Consider the following 13946-nt stretch of genomic DNA (forward strand, 5'->3'; position numbering starts at 1 on the left):
GCTTATCCTTTACTCTTTATCTGCTGAACTACAGATCAGAAACAGGCTTGAGCGAAAGGATAAACAAAAAAGCTGTACTAACAGGTCCACGCAACACCAAACCTCTTAATTCAGCTTCTTTTGTACGTCTACTCGATTTGCATAGCGAATTCCCAACGACTTTAAGCCTTGCGAAGCAGTTGTCTCTCACTTAGCTTTGAAAGCATATCCTTTGTCATAGCCTTCAAATCGTAACGAGCCTGAAATCCCCACTCTGTTTTCGCTGCTGTCGCATCAATGGAATGCGGCCAGCTATCGGCAATCGCCTGTCTCTTCGGATCAACGTCATAATCGAGAATAAAACCGGGCAACTCCTCCCGAATAGCTGCAGCAATCGCCTCTGGATCTACACTCATTGCGGTAACATTAAATGAGTTCCGATGCGTTAATCGGCATGAATCCGCTTCCATTAAGTTGATGATGGCATCCAGGGCATCTGGCATATACATCATATCCATATTTGAATCCTTGGCGATATAAGAGGTATAGCGACCAGACGTAATGGCAGCGTAATAAATTTCCACCGCGTAATCTGTCGTCCCTCCACCCGGAGGCGTCATATAAGATATCAGACCCGGGAATCGCAGTCCTCTGGTATCCAGACCATATTTGTGAAAATAATAATCACAGAGCAGTTCGCCGGACACTTTGTTCACGCCATACATCGTATTGGGTCTCTGGATCGTATCCTGCGGAGTATTGTCCTTCGGAGTCGAAGGGCCAAAAGCTCCAATAGAACTTGGCGTGAAAAATTGGCAGCCCAGCACTCTGGATACTTCAAGAGCGTTCATCAATCCGCCCATATTCAAATTCCAGGCAAGCAACGGTTTCTCTTCTGCCGTAGCCGACAGCAGTGCAGCCAAATGGATAACGGTATCCACTTCGTACCGCTTGGCAATTTCGAACATTGACTGACCATTCGTTACATCCAGCAGCTCGAATGGTCCGGATCGGGTAATTTCATGGGCGGAAGACCTGAGATCCGTAGCAATAACGTGATCCGCACCATAAATCTCGCGTAATTTAACAACCAACTCAGAACCGATCTGGCCCAGTGCTCCAGTTACCAAAATCTTGTTCACAAGACATTCCTCCCGAAATATACTCTCGCGAATGTGGCTAAATCAGCTTCATTTCCTTGCCAACTTGCTCATAAACGGAGATGACCTGGTCCAGCATCTCCCTGGTATGGGCAGCTGTTGGCATATTACGTATTCTTCCGGTTCCTTTTGGAACTGTTGGAAACACGATTGCCTTGGCGTAAACGCTTTCTTCATAGAGCCGTTTGCTGAACTGTTGAGTGGTTACCTCATCGCCAATGATACAGGGTGTGATCGGCGTTTCGCTTTGTCCTATATTATATCCAAGCCGGCTCAAACCATTTTTCAAATAATCACCGTTCTCCCACAGCTTCTCGATCAACTCTTTGTCGTTCATCAAAATGTCGACAGATGCGATACAAGAAGCGACTGCAGCCGGCGGTAACGATGTCGAGAACAAAAACGGACGGCTTCTCAGCTTCAACCACTCGATCAGTTGTTTTTTACCTGCTACATAACCGCCGACAACGCCAATCGCCTTGGAAAGTGTACCGATTTGAAAGTCAATGCGGTCAGACAATCCAAAATGCTTCACCGTTCCCGCACCAGATCCGAGAACGCCCGAACCGTGTGCATCATCCACATAAGTAATCAAATCGAATTCTTCTGCGATGTCCACGATTTCAGGCAGCTTGGCGATATCACCATCCATAGAGAAAACCCCGTCGGTGATAACCATAACTTTTTGGTACAGACCGGATTCCTTGGCAGCTTTTGCCTGCTGTCTTAAATCATCCATATCCGAATGCTTGAAGCGAATCACCTTGGCTCTCGACAGACGGCACCCATCAATAATCGAAGCATGGTTCAGCTCATCGGATAAAATAGCATCATGCTGGTCCATGACCGCGGATATAGCAGCCATATTGCAGTTGAATCCCGATTGATACACGATAACGGCTTCTGTTTTTTTGAAATGGGCCAGTTTTTCTTCAAGCTCAATATGAAGATCCATCGTGCCATTAATGGTTCTCACAGCTCCTGCGCCGGCCCCATATGTTTGCGACGCCTTAACAGAAGCATCAATCAAACGAGGATCCGTTGCCAAACCCAAATAGTTATTAGAGGACAGATTGATTAGAGACTTTCCACCAATACGAATCACAGGACCATTTGCACCCTGCAGCGTGTCGATAACATTATATAGACCCTTCTTCTTTAGATCTTCAATGTTTGAACTTAAAAATTGCTCTAATGCTTGGCTCGACATCCCATTCCTCCCCGGTATACATATGTCCTTGTGAGAGAGACATATTTTTTAATCAGAAACCTTGTTATGAAAGGATATATACTAATTTCAATGTATCATCTTTTTTATTTTTTGTACACATATGACGGACAAAATTAAAAATACCCATAAAAAATATAGCGATTGCTTTCACCCTTTCTGGAAGCAACCGCCACTAAATCCATTTCAGGAATACCGAAAAATAAATGAACTAAAATTATCCATAAGAAGGAATTTAAGTATAAAAGATCGAATGATTATCTTTGTACACACCACTTTTACTATTGGAGGAATGCTTAATGAAAAAAAGAATATGGAGCCTGCTTATATCTGCTACCCTGTTTTGTACGTATCTACCTACGAGTCATGCAGCCGATATTGTGATGGGTGGATGGGATACGAATGGCGATGGATCGATTGAGACCGTTTACAATAGTGGCTTCACCATTACGATCAAAGAAGCCAACGGTAAAACGCGTACATACCCACTCACGCAAAACTGGTTCTTTATGGGTACGGGCGATACAGATGGAGTTCCAGGAACCGATCTTATCTTTAATGTAAACGGTACTTTGAAAATTATACACGATGCTTCGCAGACCATGAGTACGTATTCCCTTGGAGGGAATTGGTGGCTTCTAAATGGAGGTATTGCAGATACAGACGGTATTCCGGGAGCCGAGTTAGTCTTTAACGTTAATGGAACCCTGAGATTCGTGCATGATAACACTAAAACTATGAAAGACTATAATATCGGCAACAATTGGATTCTGATCTCTGGAGGAATTACCGATCTGGATGGTGTAGCCGGTAGTGAAATTGCACTGAATATGGGAGTTGTCGGCGGTATTAAGATTTTCCATGAGAATACAGGAATAACCAACTCTTATGCTATGCCTGCCAATTGGACACTTGCAGGTATTTATAATCAGGACAATGTAGCAGGAAACGAGATTATCTATTCCACTTCCGCAGGTACTTTTGCGATCAATGATCGACTCAAAACAAATTTAGGTATATAAATACGTGGTTCCTCTAAATGTATGCAAAAGGTATGCAAAAACGCCCAACCAATGAAGTTCAGGTTGGGCGTTTTTTGTGTTAGATAGTTATCAGGAGCGGATCTCACTGGATTTGGCAGACCAGCTATGCCAGTTAGACTTTAGATGAAATATATAGATTCGCATCATTCACTCGCTCTATTGCGTTCTGTTACGAATATACTTATCCAAAAATGCATTGCTGAATTTACCCTGCGGATCATACTTCTCGATCAATTCCCGGAATTTCGGCAGCTTGTCAAATTGCTGCTGCAGCTGTTCAGCCGGAACCGTAAATAATTTGCCCCAATGCGGACGTGCATGGAACGGCGCCAGCGCTTTCTCAATAAAGGGGAGTACACGCTCAACTGCCTGCCAATCATCTCTCCAGGTAAAATGAAAAGCTACGGATGGCTGATTATAAAAAGGACTCATCCACAAATCGTCTGCAGCGATCGTACGAACCTCACTCACAAACAGTACAGGTGCCAGATGCTCCCGCAGCTCATGTACAGCCAGACTCGCCTCATAGACATGTTCAAATGACATCAGATATTCGCTCTGCAATTCCTTGCCGGCACTCGGTGTAAATTCCATTTTGAAATGCGCAAGCCGCTCATGCCACATTCCGGGCTTACCGAGCTGTTCTGTACAATTTTCCGCATGCATATCCGGCAATGGATGCAAAGGAACTTTCGCAGGTGTTGCTCCATAGAAATCCGTACGTCCTTCATAGCTTGCTCCATCCGACTCCATACTTTTCGTCCATACCTGATGGAATCGGGGCTGCTGCCAATCGGTAAACAGACTTACACTATAAGCGCTTGCAAAAATATCCTCCGCATGATCTTTCAGCTGCGCTACGGGCAGATTCTCATAAACAAATTGTTTTATTGTATAGGCAGGTACCACCTTCAGCGTCAGCTTGGTGATAATACCAAGCGCACCGAGATGAACCGCCACACCGGCAAACTCCTCATCTCCGCGGTTGAATGTATGCACTTCCCCGCTCGCGTCTATCAGTTCGATGCTTTCTACGGCGGCAGATAGACTTACATTATGGCTACCCGAGCCATGCGTCGATGTTGCTACCGCACCTGCTACCGTAATATGCGGCAGTGATGCCAGATTATGAAGCGCGTAACCGGTTTCACTTAGCTGTGCACAAAGCTCGCCATATGTCGCTCCGCCTTCTACGGTTACTGTCTCCTTTTCCTTATTCAATTTCAATATACGATTCCACTTCCGAAGCGATATAAATACATGATCTGTATCTGTAATTGCGTTAAAGGTATGGCCACTGCCGAGTACTTTGATTTTTGGATGTTCCTTTACGAGCTGCTGCAGATGTTCCATATTTTCAGGGTAGATCAGTTCAGTCGCGCCGTATGTATAGTTACCGGCCCAGTTTTGATAGCTCACGTGGCACCCTCCCGTATTGGAAATATAATATTGTCATCTTGATCTATTTAATATAACAAACTTTTTGGATGTAAATCCAGAATATCCAATTTTAAGAGTATCATTTCTAGGAGGATACGCCCTGTTCTGTACGGTAACCGAGAACCAGTGCACTGTAGATCAATGCCGAGGTAACCGTTACTTCCCACTCGCCAACTTCGCGCAAAGGCACACCTGCCAAAGAATATTGAATTTCGCATTCGAGACCTTTGTTCTGATAGTCTACGATTACACCTGCCAGCTGCCTGCCAAAATCATCTTTTTTCTCACTGGAAATAATCGTATGTTCCACATATCTTTTCTTCACCATACATCCTCTTCTCTATATAAAGTGTCGGATCTATTGTAGCAAATCCTGGACTCTATCGACCAGCTGGAGTCCTCTCTTGATGGTCTCTATCTGGCTGTGTATCTTCTTTAAATTAGAGCTGTTCATTATATATTCAGAATTAATACTATAATTTTACAATTAAAGCATATTAAAGAAAAATGAATTGATATATACTCTAGGTGTATCCAAACTCATATACCTACACTACAAATATATTGAATACATACATATGGCTTTGGACATTACCATCACTTATACAGGAGGTTTTACAATGAAAAAGTGGTCTGCTCTTGTGTTGTCTGTTTCTCTGCTTGCTATAAGTCTCGGCACCGCTTCTGCTTCTGCCGCCGAGGTCGAGAAATCGAACGCTGTTTCTTCTACTGCTCCAAACAGCCATCAGGCTGCCGCTGTACAGTCTTCACGCTATCAGGGCGTCGAGAATTACCACAGTGTGCGTTTCTCCATCGATTTCATGGAGACGATCATGGCAGGAGATAGTGAGCCACGTGGACGGTTTTATCAGGCGCTTGAAGGAGCTATTGGAGCACCGGTCATCTTTTATGATTTCTGGAACGACCATATTATTATCAAAGTGATCGACAAAGAGCTTACGCCGGAAGAAGCCAAAGTGGTCAAGGACAAGATCAATAGTCTGCAATGGCTGCATGAGACGTATAACGTTCCAATGGATCAGGAGATCATTACCGATATTTACTGGTTTGACCGCTGGGCTTGATGAATGAATAAAGCTTCATCGAATGAATTCGTATAACACGTAAAATGGTACGACTCTCTTATTTCATTAATTGCATTCTGTTCAGGAGATTACGCACCAACAGATATTACCATCATGTATACAGGAGGCTTTACAATGAAAAAATGGCCCGCACTTATGCTGTCCATTTCCATGCTTGTTATAACGATTGGTGGAACGTCTGCTTCTGCTGCCAATATTAAAAAATCCGATGTCCTCTCTTCCACAGCTGTAACCAGCAATCAGGTATCCACGGTACAGCCTGCACCTATGGTAGAGTCTATCAATTATCATAGTGTACGCTTTTCGATTGATTTTATGGAGACGATTATGGCAGGAAAAAGCGAACCGCGTGTACGTTTTTACAAAGCACTTGAAGCCGCTATTGGGGCGCGGGTCATTTTTGATGACTTCTGGAGCGATCATATTGTTATCGAAGTGATTGACAAGCAGCTCACACCGGAAGAGGCCAAAGTGGTCAAGGACAAGATGAATAGTCTGCAATGGCTGCATGAAACGTATAAAGTTCCGATGGATCAGGAGATCATTACCGATATTTACTGGTTTGACCGCTGGTCTTGATAATCTCAGAAGAGCAGGATAATACGAGATATCGGAGTAATGAGCTCAGATCATTGCGCTCTGCTGTAGAGTTATATGTTTAGATAGCTTACAGCCAAGTAGAAGTCGGCGAATTCTGTAAGGCGAATTTCGTAAAATGGAATGATTCTTTCCCCGACGCTTGACCGTGTAAATGCAAAACACATCAAAGCGACCCTGGATATCGGATCAGGGTCGCTTTGACGTGTTCGTATTTGTTGGTATTAACTATTAATCTTGGTGCTGGTGCTGGTGCTGGTGCTGGTGCTGGTGCTGGTGCTGGTGCTGGTGCTGGTGCTGGTGTCAGGCAGTCTACAATCGGTAGATGATCCTGTCAACAAATTGAAGACTCCGAATACATAAATCCGCTCTGTACCGCGTAATGTATCATCTTTCTAAAATACTCCTTATCCGGTACGGGATAAGTAAATCCGATATTATTCAGCACAGATAGCGTATGCTGTACATCGATGCGAATATTAACCGGCTCGGTTGATTCGAATAAAGTCGTCACAATTCCGGCAAGCATCTGGTCGGTCGATTGCAGCTTTTGCTGCTGGATCTTCATTTCTTCACGGCTCATGGCTGTTTGTCTGAATCCGTACTCCGTCCATATTGCACAGATCTCGCCGTAGCTCACATCGTGTGGATTATGCAGATGAAATACATAATCCTGAATATCCGGAGTATGCATCAGCCGTACGATCGCTGCTGCACAGATATCCACCGGAGTGAGATCGACCCTTTCCTGCATAATGGCAGGTTCTGCTCCTCCCAGCATAGCGAGTGCTTTGAGGGAAAGATAGAACATATTCTCCTGGATATTCTCCTGGAACTGCCCATCTGTATAGCGCCCAGTCAGATTCCCTACCCGGTAAATGGATACATCCAGTCCGGATCGCATTTCCTCGATCAGCAGCGCTTCGGCCTCGAACTTGCTGCGCAGATATACGTTGGATTGATAGTCCTGACCGATATAGAGGTCTTTTTCTGTGAATATCAGATTTTCTCGGCTCTCCGGTGCATACGATCCTGATACGCTCAGTGTTGAGACATAGTGCAGCGGCAGATGGAAATCACGGCAAAATTCTGCTGCATAACGGGTTCCCTGTACATTCACACGCTCAAACTCTTCATAGAATCCGTAATGCTTTACCAGGGCCGCTGTATGAATCACAGCCTCTACCGATTCTCCCAGCTTCTGCATGTCCCTATCGTCCATGCCCCATCGATGCTCGGTCATATCCCCATGACGTACATGAATGCGACTCATCCAGTGATCTATTGTATGCTGGCCATACCGGGAGGCAAAGTAAAATTGCAACTTCCCGTTCAATCGTTCCCTAGCCTGCTGTTCGTTTTCGCCGCGAATCAGGCAGGTGATTCTGGCAGTAGCGGTAGACAGCAGTTCATGCAGAATATGAATACCCAGGAAGCCGGTCGCTCCCAGCAGCAAGATCGACTGCGGCGCATTGGACCTTTTCTGGATCGACATAGCAGGAACAGGTACAGGAATGCCCGGAGTAAATGTAGATGGCTCTACTGCTTCCGGAGGCAGTGACTCCCCTGCGTCTATTTTATGCGCCAATTCGGCAAAAGAACGATAAATATAGAATTCTTTCATCTCCAGCTTCCAGCCGATGGTATGCGCTTTGCCGATAATTTTCAGAATGCTGAGCGAGTGACCGCCAATATTGAACAGATTATCGTTCATACTGATCTGTTCCGGTTGCATTTCCATGACTTCGGCTACGAGCCGGATCAGGTTATTTTCTGTGTCAGTACGTGGAGCAACCCTCTCGCGATCTTCATCAATATGAGGAACAGGCAGAGCCCGTTTGTCTACTTTGCCATTTGGCGTCAGCGGCAGCTGATCCAGCGAGATAAACCGCGAAGGGATCATATAGTCCGGTATCCGCACGCCTAGATGAGCTCGCAGCTCACTGGTTGTCCATGCTGCATCTGTTACGATATACGCACACAGGCTGGAATAGGAATGGTCTTTTTGAAGAGCGATAACGACCGTTTCCTGGATAGACGGATACTCCAGCAGTGCTGCTTCAATTTCGCCCAACTCAATCCGGTTGCCGCGGATCTTGACCTGCTCATCGATTCGTCCCTGATAATCTATATTGCCATCCGGTAGCCAGCGTGCCAAATCTCCCGAACGGTACATGAGTGTACCAGGTATCCACGGATTATCAACGAATCGTTCGGCTGTGAGCTCCGGCCGACGCAGATATCCCATCGATACACCCTCTCCACCGATCCAGAGCTCACCGGTAATACCGATCGGCTGCGGCTGCCCAGCTGCATTCAGAATATACAGGGATGTATTGTGGATCGGGCGTCCGATCGGCAGCTGTCCGTGCTCCAGCAGCATTCGATCAACCGGCCATACTGCTGCGCATACGGTCGCTTCCGTAGGCCCGTAGACATTGATAAGCACGCCCTCTCCGAGTGTACGTACAGCTTTGTCCACATGAGTGCGCGAAGCCTGCTCGCCTCCAAACAGCAGTTTGCGCAGACCGGTTAGACCTTCCAGATTCACTTCCACCAACGTATTGAACAGTGCAACTGTCATCAGAGCGACCGAAATCTGCTGGCTTCGCATATAATCAATCAGGGCGACAGGATGCAGCAGCTGTTCACGGGTAACCAGGACGAGTGCCGCACCATGCAGCAGGGTTCCATACAGATCAAATGTAGAACCGTCAAACGCATAATTGGACAGCTGCAAAATACGATCCTGCGGTGTAATGTCCAGAAAACCGTTATTGATTACTGTTTTCACAATATTCCGGTGGGTAACTATGACGCCTTTGGGCTGTCCGGTCGAGCCGGATGTATACATAACATAGGCAGGATGCTCGGGCCGGGCCGTTACAGGTGGAGCATATACCGGTTCTGTCTGACCGGGCTGATCCGACAGGTAGAGTACTTCGCCCTCATAGCGGTCGGAATCTGCCCACAGCTGGCGATGCTGTACCAGCACACATGCTGCTTCGCTGTCGGACAGCATACGCAGGATACGCTCTGCTGGATGTGTCGGATCGATAGGCAGATAGGCCGCTCCTGCTTTGAGAATAGCCAGAATGGCAATAATCATATCCGGCGAACGGTCGGTAATCAGACCGATAATCGGAGTATGGTCCGGATTCCGTTGGCTACCACGACGGATCAATGCATGAGCGAGTTGATTGGCCTGCCGGTTCAACTCGGCATAGGTCAGCTGCTGTTCACCCATAATGATTGCGGGCCGCTCCGGATGCAGTCTGCACTGCTGTTCGAATAATTCCTGGATACACTGATCTCCCGGATACGAGGCAGCAGTCTGGTTGAATGTAATCGTCAGCTGCTCATACTCGGCAGGACTCAGCATATTGAGCTCGCCATTGCTTCGCTGCGGATGAGCGACAATTTGTCTAAGCAGCTCGGTATAGTGTTCTGCCATCTGCACAATAGTAGAATCCCGGAACAGGCTGGTACTGTACTCGATGGCAATATCCAGCGTCTCTCCCTCCTGTACCGTCCAGTTCATGGAGAACTTGGAGGGATTCCAGCCTGGCTCGACAGAAAGGATATCCAGATTCGGTAACTGAAACTCCGGTCTGGTAAAATTCTGCACTGCAAACAGTACGTCAAACAGCGGATGCCGACTTGCATCTCTTTGAAGACCCAGCTGTTCAACCAGCTCTTCAAATGGATAATCGCTATGGGTATAAGCATGCACAATCATCTCTTTGCACTGCGCCAGATAGTCGGTGAATGGCAGATCCGATTCAGGTGAAGTACGCATAGCCAGCATATTGACGAACATACCTGGAATGGACTGGATATCTGCGTGCGAACGTCCGGCGATTGGAGCGCCCGTGATCATATCATGCTGATTGGTATATTTGGATAACAGCAGATGAAATGCAGCCAACAGCAGCATATGGAGTGTGACTCCCTGACCCAGACAAAGCTGCTGGATTTTACGGTTTAACTCTTCATCCAATTGGAATTTCCATACATCCCCTCTGTAATCCTGTACAGCAGGACGCGGATAATCCGCAGGCAGCTCTATAACCGGCAGTTCTCCCTGCAGCTGATGCAGCCAGTACCGCTTATGCTCTTGCCATTTCAACCTGCCCGGCTCCGATTGCTGCCAGACAGCATAATCTTTGTATTGAAGGGGGAGCGATGGCAATACTTCTCCCTGGTACAGCTTCAGCAGGTCTTCGAACAGGATACTGGTAGATACTCCATCCGAGATAATATGATGCATATCCAGCAGGAGCAGATAATGATCATGTGCAAGCCGGAACAGTCCGGCACGCATCAGCGGAGCCTCGGATAGATGAAATGGCCGGATAAAGGACAGCAGCACTCTCTGCTGATCCGCTGCTATAGTCTCGCTAATCTCCATATTCCACGATATATCCTCATGAATATGCTGCATCAGCTGTCCATGAATCATATGAAAAGAAGTCCGCAGACTCTCATGTCGCTGTATCAGCTTTTGCAGCGCTGTATTTAGCCTCGGGATATCAAGCTGCCCTTTCATTTCAAAAAGAAGCGGAATATTATAGGCAGTCGTCGCTGTATCCTGAATATGCTGCACCATATACATACGCCGCTGCGCAGAGGATACCGGATAATAGGTCTGCTTTGGTGCCCGGGGGATACTGTAGAACAGACTTTGCTCGGCAGTATCGATAGAAGCAGCGAGCTCCTGTACTGTTGGCTTTAAAAATACTTCATTCAGCGGAATATCGATATTCATTTCCCTGTGAATTCTGGATACCAGTGTCATCGCTTTGAGAGAGTGACCTCCTTTTTCAAAAAAATGATCGTGGACGCCTATTTGCGGTACACCCAGTATCTCTTCAAACATGGCAGCCAGCGCGATCTCATTGTCTGTTGCCGGAGCTACAAAGGACGCTGAAGAGTAAGCCGGTGGCTCGGGCAGTGCCGATTTGTTGACTTTGCCATTAGCGGTAAGAGGCAGCTGATCTATCTGTATAAAATGGGCTGGAATCATGTACTCCGGTAATGTGTGAAGAATATGTTCCCGCAGTTCGTTCATGGTCCACGTATTGTCAGAGACAATGTATGCACACAGATAGGCATATCCCTCCTGATCCTGACGCGCTATAGTCAGGGACTCTCGCACAGCCGGATGCTGCATCAGCCGAACATCGATTTCCCCGGGTTCAATACGATAACCGCGAATCTTGACCTGTTCATCCTGTCTTCCTTTATATTCAATCTGCCCATCCGGCAGCCAGCATGCCAAATCTCCGGTATGATATATTCTCTCTTCCGGGAATAAAGGATGCGGAGTGAACCGCTCTGCTGTCAGCTCGGGACGGTGCAAATACCCTCGCGCCAGCCCGTTTCCGGATACACACAGCTCTCCGGGTACACCGATAGGCTGCATCTGCCCGGCATGATCCAGAATCCATATCTGGTGGTTGCTGACCGGCTTGCCAATTGCCAGCACCGGAGAGAACGAGTCCAGTACGCCACTGGTCGTAACGACTGTATTTTCGGTGGGACCATAGTTGTTAACTACCTGATACGACTGCGGCTTGAATTGCTGGATGCGTTCTCCGCCAATCAGCAGCAGACGGAGTCCCGGATGATCCAGCTCCATAAATTGAACTGCCAGCTGGGTAGGTAGAAAAGCTATCGTAATCTCGTGCGCTGCAAAATACGATTGCAGCGCGTAAATATCCCCGCGCATTCTCTCCTCGATAATATGTACTGTCATACCAGCCAGCAAAGGCGGAAACATCTCCCACACCGATGCATCAAATCCAAAACCCGCCAACTTGGTACTGCGATCTGCCGGAGAAGTGTGAAAAGTATGATTATGCCAGCTGCACAGATTAATCAGTGCCCGATGCTCGATCATTACGCCTTTGGGCTGCCCGGTCGAACCTGAGGTGTAAATCACATAGGCTAGATGATGAACATCATGCAGCGGCTCGATATTATGATCTTCTTCCTCCGCCCATACCGAAGCATCCAGCAGAATAGTCGCTCCGGTATACGAGTCGGGGATAGGGAGACCCGGCTGAATCAGCAGCAGAGCTGTCCGGCTGTCTTCCAGCATATAGGCTGTCCGCTGAACCGGATACGAAGGATCTATTGGCAGATAAGCAGCACCCGATTTGATAATACCGAGTACACCTACAAACATTTCCAGAGAATGATGAGCCATAATACCGATAATCTGCTCCGGACCTGCTCCTCTCCTGCGTAGCACACGCGCCAATTGATTCGCTCGGGCATTCAGCTGTCGGTAGGTCAATGACTGCCCATTAAAAATAACGGCTACAGCATCCGGGTACTGCCGGAAACACTCTTCAAATTGTTCATGAATTGTTTGATGGGCAGGCAGAGGCATCTCTGTAGCCTGTGCATGAAATGTATGTATAAGCTGGTGGCGCTCTGCTGCTGTCAGCATAGAGAGCGTATGCACAGGTACATTGGGATGCTGCATAACGGCTTCTGCGATCTGGACAATATGCTGGCAGACCGGCTGCATACGATCACGATCATATACCGCAGGATCATAGGTCAAAGAGATATGCAGCGTCTGCTTCAGGCTTATGCGGATAACAAAGCGAGGCTGGTCATTTTCCCAATCCCAATTACGATCTAAATCCAGATCACGATCCAAATGCAGCTTCAAATCCCCATTCCGATCTGAAGCTGTATAGGAACGAGTATCCATGAGTTCCTGTGCAGAGGATACAAAAGCTGAAGATGCTAGATCTGCACGGCTGTCTGCCAGGCAAGCATCATCAGAAGCCCCCTGCTCAAATACAAGTACATGATCCACAAGAGGATGCGATAGATCTGCAAGCTGCTGCAGTTCTGTCAGCGTGTGAAATGGATAGCTGCGCATCAACGACCCGGCTCGCTGAATCTCCAGGCACAATTCCTGAAAAGTGGTTGTACGGGAAGTCGTGACGCGTACCGGCAGGATGCTGCGGAGCGGTGCTGCTGGATATTCATTCTTTTCCGTATATCCGTGTCCTTCTATGTATCCATGCTTCTGATCGCTGTCAGAGCACATTACACCAAATACAGCATCGTCACTGTTATTATATTTCTGCAGCACTATTCCCCAGATGGCCTGCAGAAGCGTAGTCAGTGCTATGCCACTGCTGCTGGCATATTCAATCAGGGAATCAGTAAGTTCCTGAGCCATCGAGCAGGATATCTGCTCCTGCTGCTGTGGGACGGAAGTATATGTATCCTGAGCAGGCCCTATCGTTATCAAGCGCTGAGGCAGAATAGATGTTTCTGTAATCCCTTTCAAATAGTCCTGCCAAAATTGCCGGGAATCGTTCTTATTGCCCGGATTATTGTCTTTGTTCGCCATTATATAGAGCTC

At 47.1% G+C, this 13946-nt stretch carries 9 protein-coding genes; 4 read left to right on the top strand and 5 right to left on the bottom strand.

All coding sequences use genetic code 11. The annotated features are described in order from the left end of the window. Nucleotides 1-161: 161 nt before the first annotated feature. Together AR543_RS14225 and AR543_RS14230 are read right to left on the bottom strand one after the other, a co-directional pair. Nucleotides 162-1121: an L-threonine 3-dehydrogenase gene (locus tag AR543_RS14225; RefSeq protein WP_060535140.1), complete on the bottom strand. Its 960-nt coding sequence runs from the start codon at nucleotides 1119-1121 to the stop codon at nucleotides 162-164. 37 nt (nucleotides 1122-1158) lie between these two features. After that, nucleotides 1159-2349 (bottom strand): glycine C-acetyltransferase, encoded by a 1191-nt coding sequence (locus tag AR543_RS14230; protein ID WP_060535141.1) that lies wholly within the window; start codon nucleotides 2347-2349, stop codon nucleotides 1159-1161. 317 nt (nucleotides 2350-2666) lie between these two features. On the opposite strand from AR543_RS14230, the gene AR543_RS14235 reads away from it, so the two are divergent. Then, the gene (locus AR543_RS14235; protein WP_060535142.1) at nucleotides 2667-3389 is read left to right on the top strand and encodes a PA5033 family protein; all 723 of its coding nucleotides are present in this window, start codon (nucleotides 2667-2669) and stop codon (nucleotides 3387-3389) included. A gap of 177 nt (nucleotides 3390-3566) precedes the next feature. Here the strand turns inward: AR543_RS14235 and AR543_RS14240 are convergent, their stop codons facing one another. Together AR543_RS14240 and AR543_RS14245 are read right to left on the bottom strand one after the other, a co-directional pair. Continuing rightward, nucleotides 3567-4829, bottom strand: coding sequence for an FAD-binding protein (locus AR543_RS14240; protein ID WP_060535143.1), 1263 nt, complete (start codon nucleotides 4827-4829; stop codon nucleotides 3567-3569). Nucleotides 4830-4935: 106 nt separating this feature from the next. Beyond that, complete coding sequence (locus tag AR543_RS14245; RefSeq protein WP_060535144.1) at nucleotides 4936-5178, bottom strand: hypothetical protein; 243 nt, start codon at nucleotides 5176-5178, stop codon at nucleotides 4936-4938. A 292-nt stretch (nucleotides 5179-5470) separates the two neighbouring features. On the opposite strand from AR543_RS14245, the gene AR543_RS14250 reads away from it, so the two are divergent. The 3 genes from AR543_RS14250 to AR543_RS24890 all read left to right on the top strand — a co-directional run bounded on the left by AR543_RS14250 (nucleotide 5471) and on the right by AR543_RS24890 (nucleotide 6916). Then, nucleotides 5471-5935 carry a hypothetical protein gene (locus AR543_RS14250; RefSeq protein WP_060535145.1) on the top strand — a complete coding sequence of 155 codons (465 nt, stop codon included), beginning with the start codon at nucleotides 5471-5473 and terminating at the stop codon, nucleotides 5933-5935. A gap of 135 nt (nucleotides 5936-6070) precedes the next feature. Next, nucleotides 6071-6535: a hypothetical protein gene (locus AR543_RS14255; protein ID WP_060535146.1), complete on the top strand. Its 465-nt coding sequence runs from the start codon at nucleotides 6071-6073 to the stop codon at nucleotides 6533-6535. Nucleotides 6536-6790: 255 nt separating this feature from the next. Beyond that, nucleotides 6791-6916, top strand: a complete 126-nt coding sequence (locus AR543_RS24890) for a hypothetical protein (RefSeq protein ID WP_257790503.1) — start codon at nucleotides 6791-6793, stop codon at nucleotides 6914-6916. Here AR543_RS24890 and AR543_RS14260 read toward each other — a convergent pair. Then, nucleotides 6888-13934: a non-ribosomal peptide synthetase gene (locus AR543_RS14260; RefSeq protein WP_060535147.1), complete on the bottom strand. Its 7047-nt coding sequence runs from the start codon at nucleotides 13932-13934 to the stop codon at nucleotides 6888-6890. The genes AR543_RS24890 and AR543_RS14260 overlap by 29 nt on opposite strands. Nucleotides 13935-13946 lie beyond the last annotated feature (12 nt).

This window comes from Paenibacillus bovis (assembly GCF_001421015.2).
GTDB classification, from domain to species: domain Bacteria; phylum Bacillota; class Bacilli; order Paenibacillales; family Paenibacillaceae; genus Saccharibacillus; species Saccharibacillus bovis.

Bases quoted from the DNA above. Each gene is read 5' to 3' on its own strand.
- AR543_RS14235 (WP_060535142.1), top strand. From the start codon at position 2,667: ATGAAAAAAAGAATATGGAGCCTGCTTATATCTGCTACCCTGTTTTGT.
- AR543_RS14245 (WP_060535144.1), bottom strand. From the start codon at position 5,178: ATGGTGAAGAAAAGATATGTGGAACATACGATTATTTCCAGTGAGAAA.
- AR543_RS14255 (WP_060535146.1), top strand. From the start codon at position 6,071: ATGAAAAAATGGCCCGCACTTATGCTGTCCATTTCCATGCTTGTTATA.
- AR543_RS14230 (WP_060535141.1), bottom strand. From the start codon at position 2,349: ATGTCGAGCCAAGCATTAGAGCAATTTTTAAGTTCAAACATTGAAGAT.
- AR543_RS14260 (WP_060535147.1), bottom strand. From the start codon at position 13,934: ATGGCGAACAAAGACAATAATCCGGGCAATAAGAACGATTCCCGGCAA.
- AR543_RS14250 (WP_060535145.1), top strand. From the start codon at position 5,471: ATGAAAAAGTGGTCTGCTCTTGTGTTGTCTGTTTCTCTGCTTGCTATA.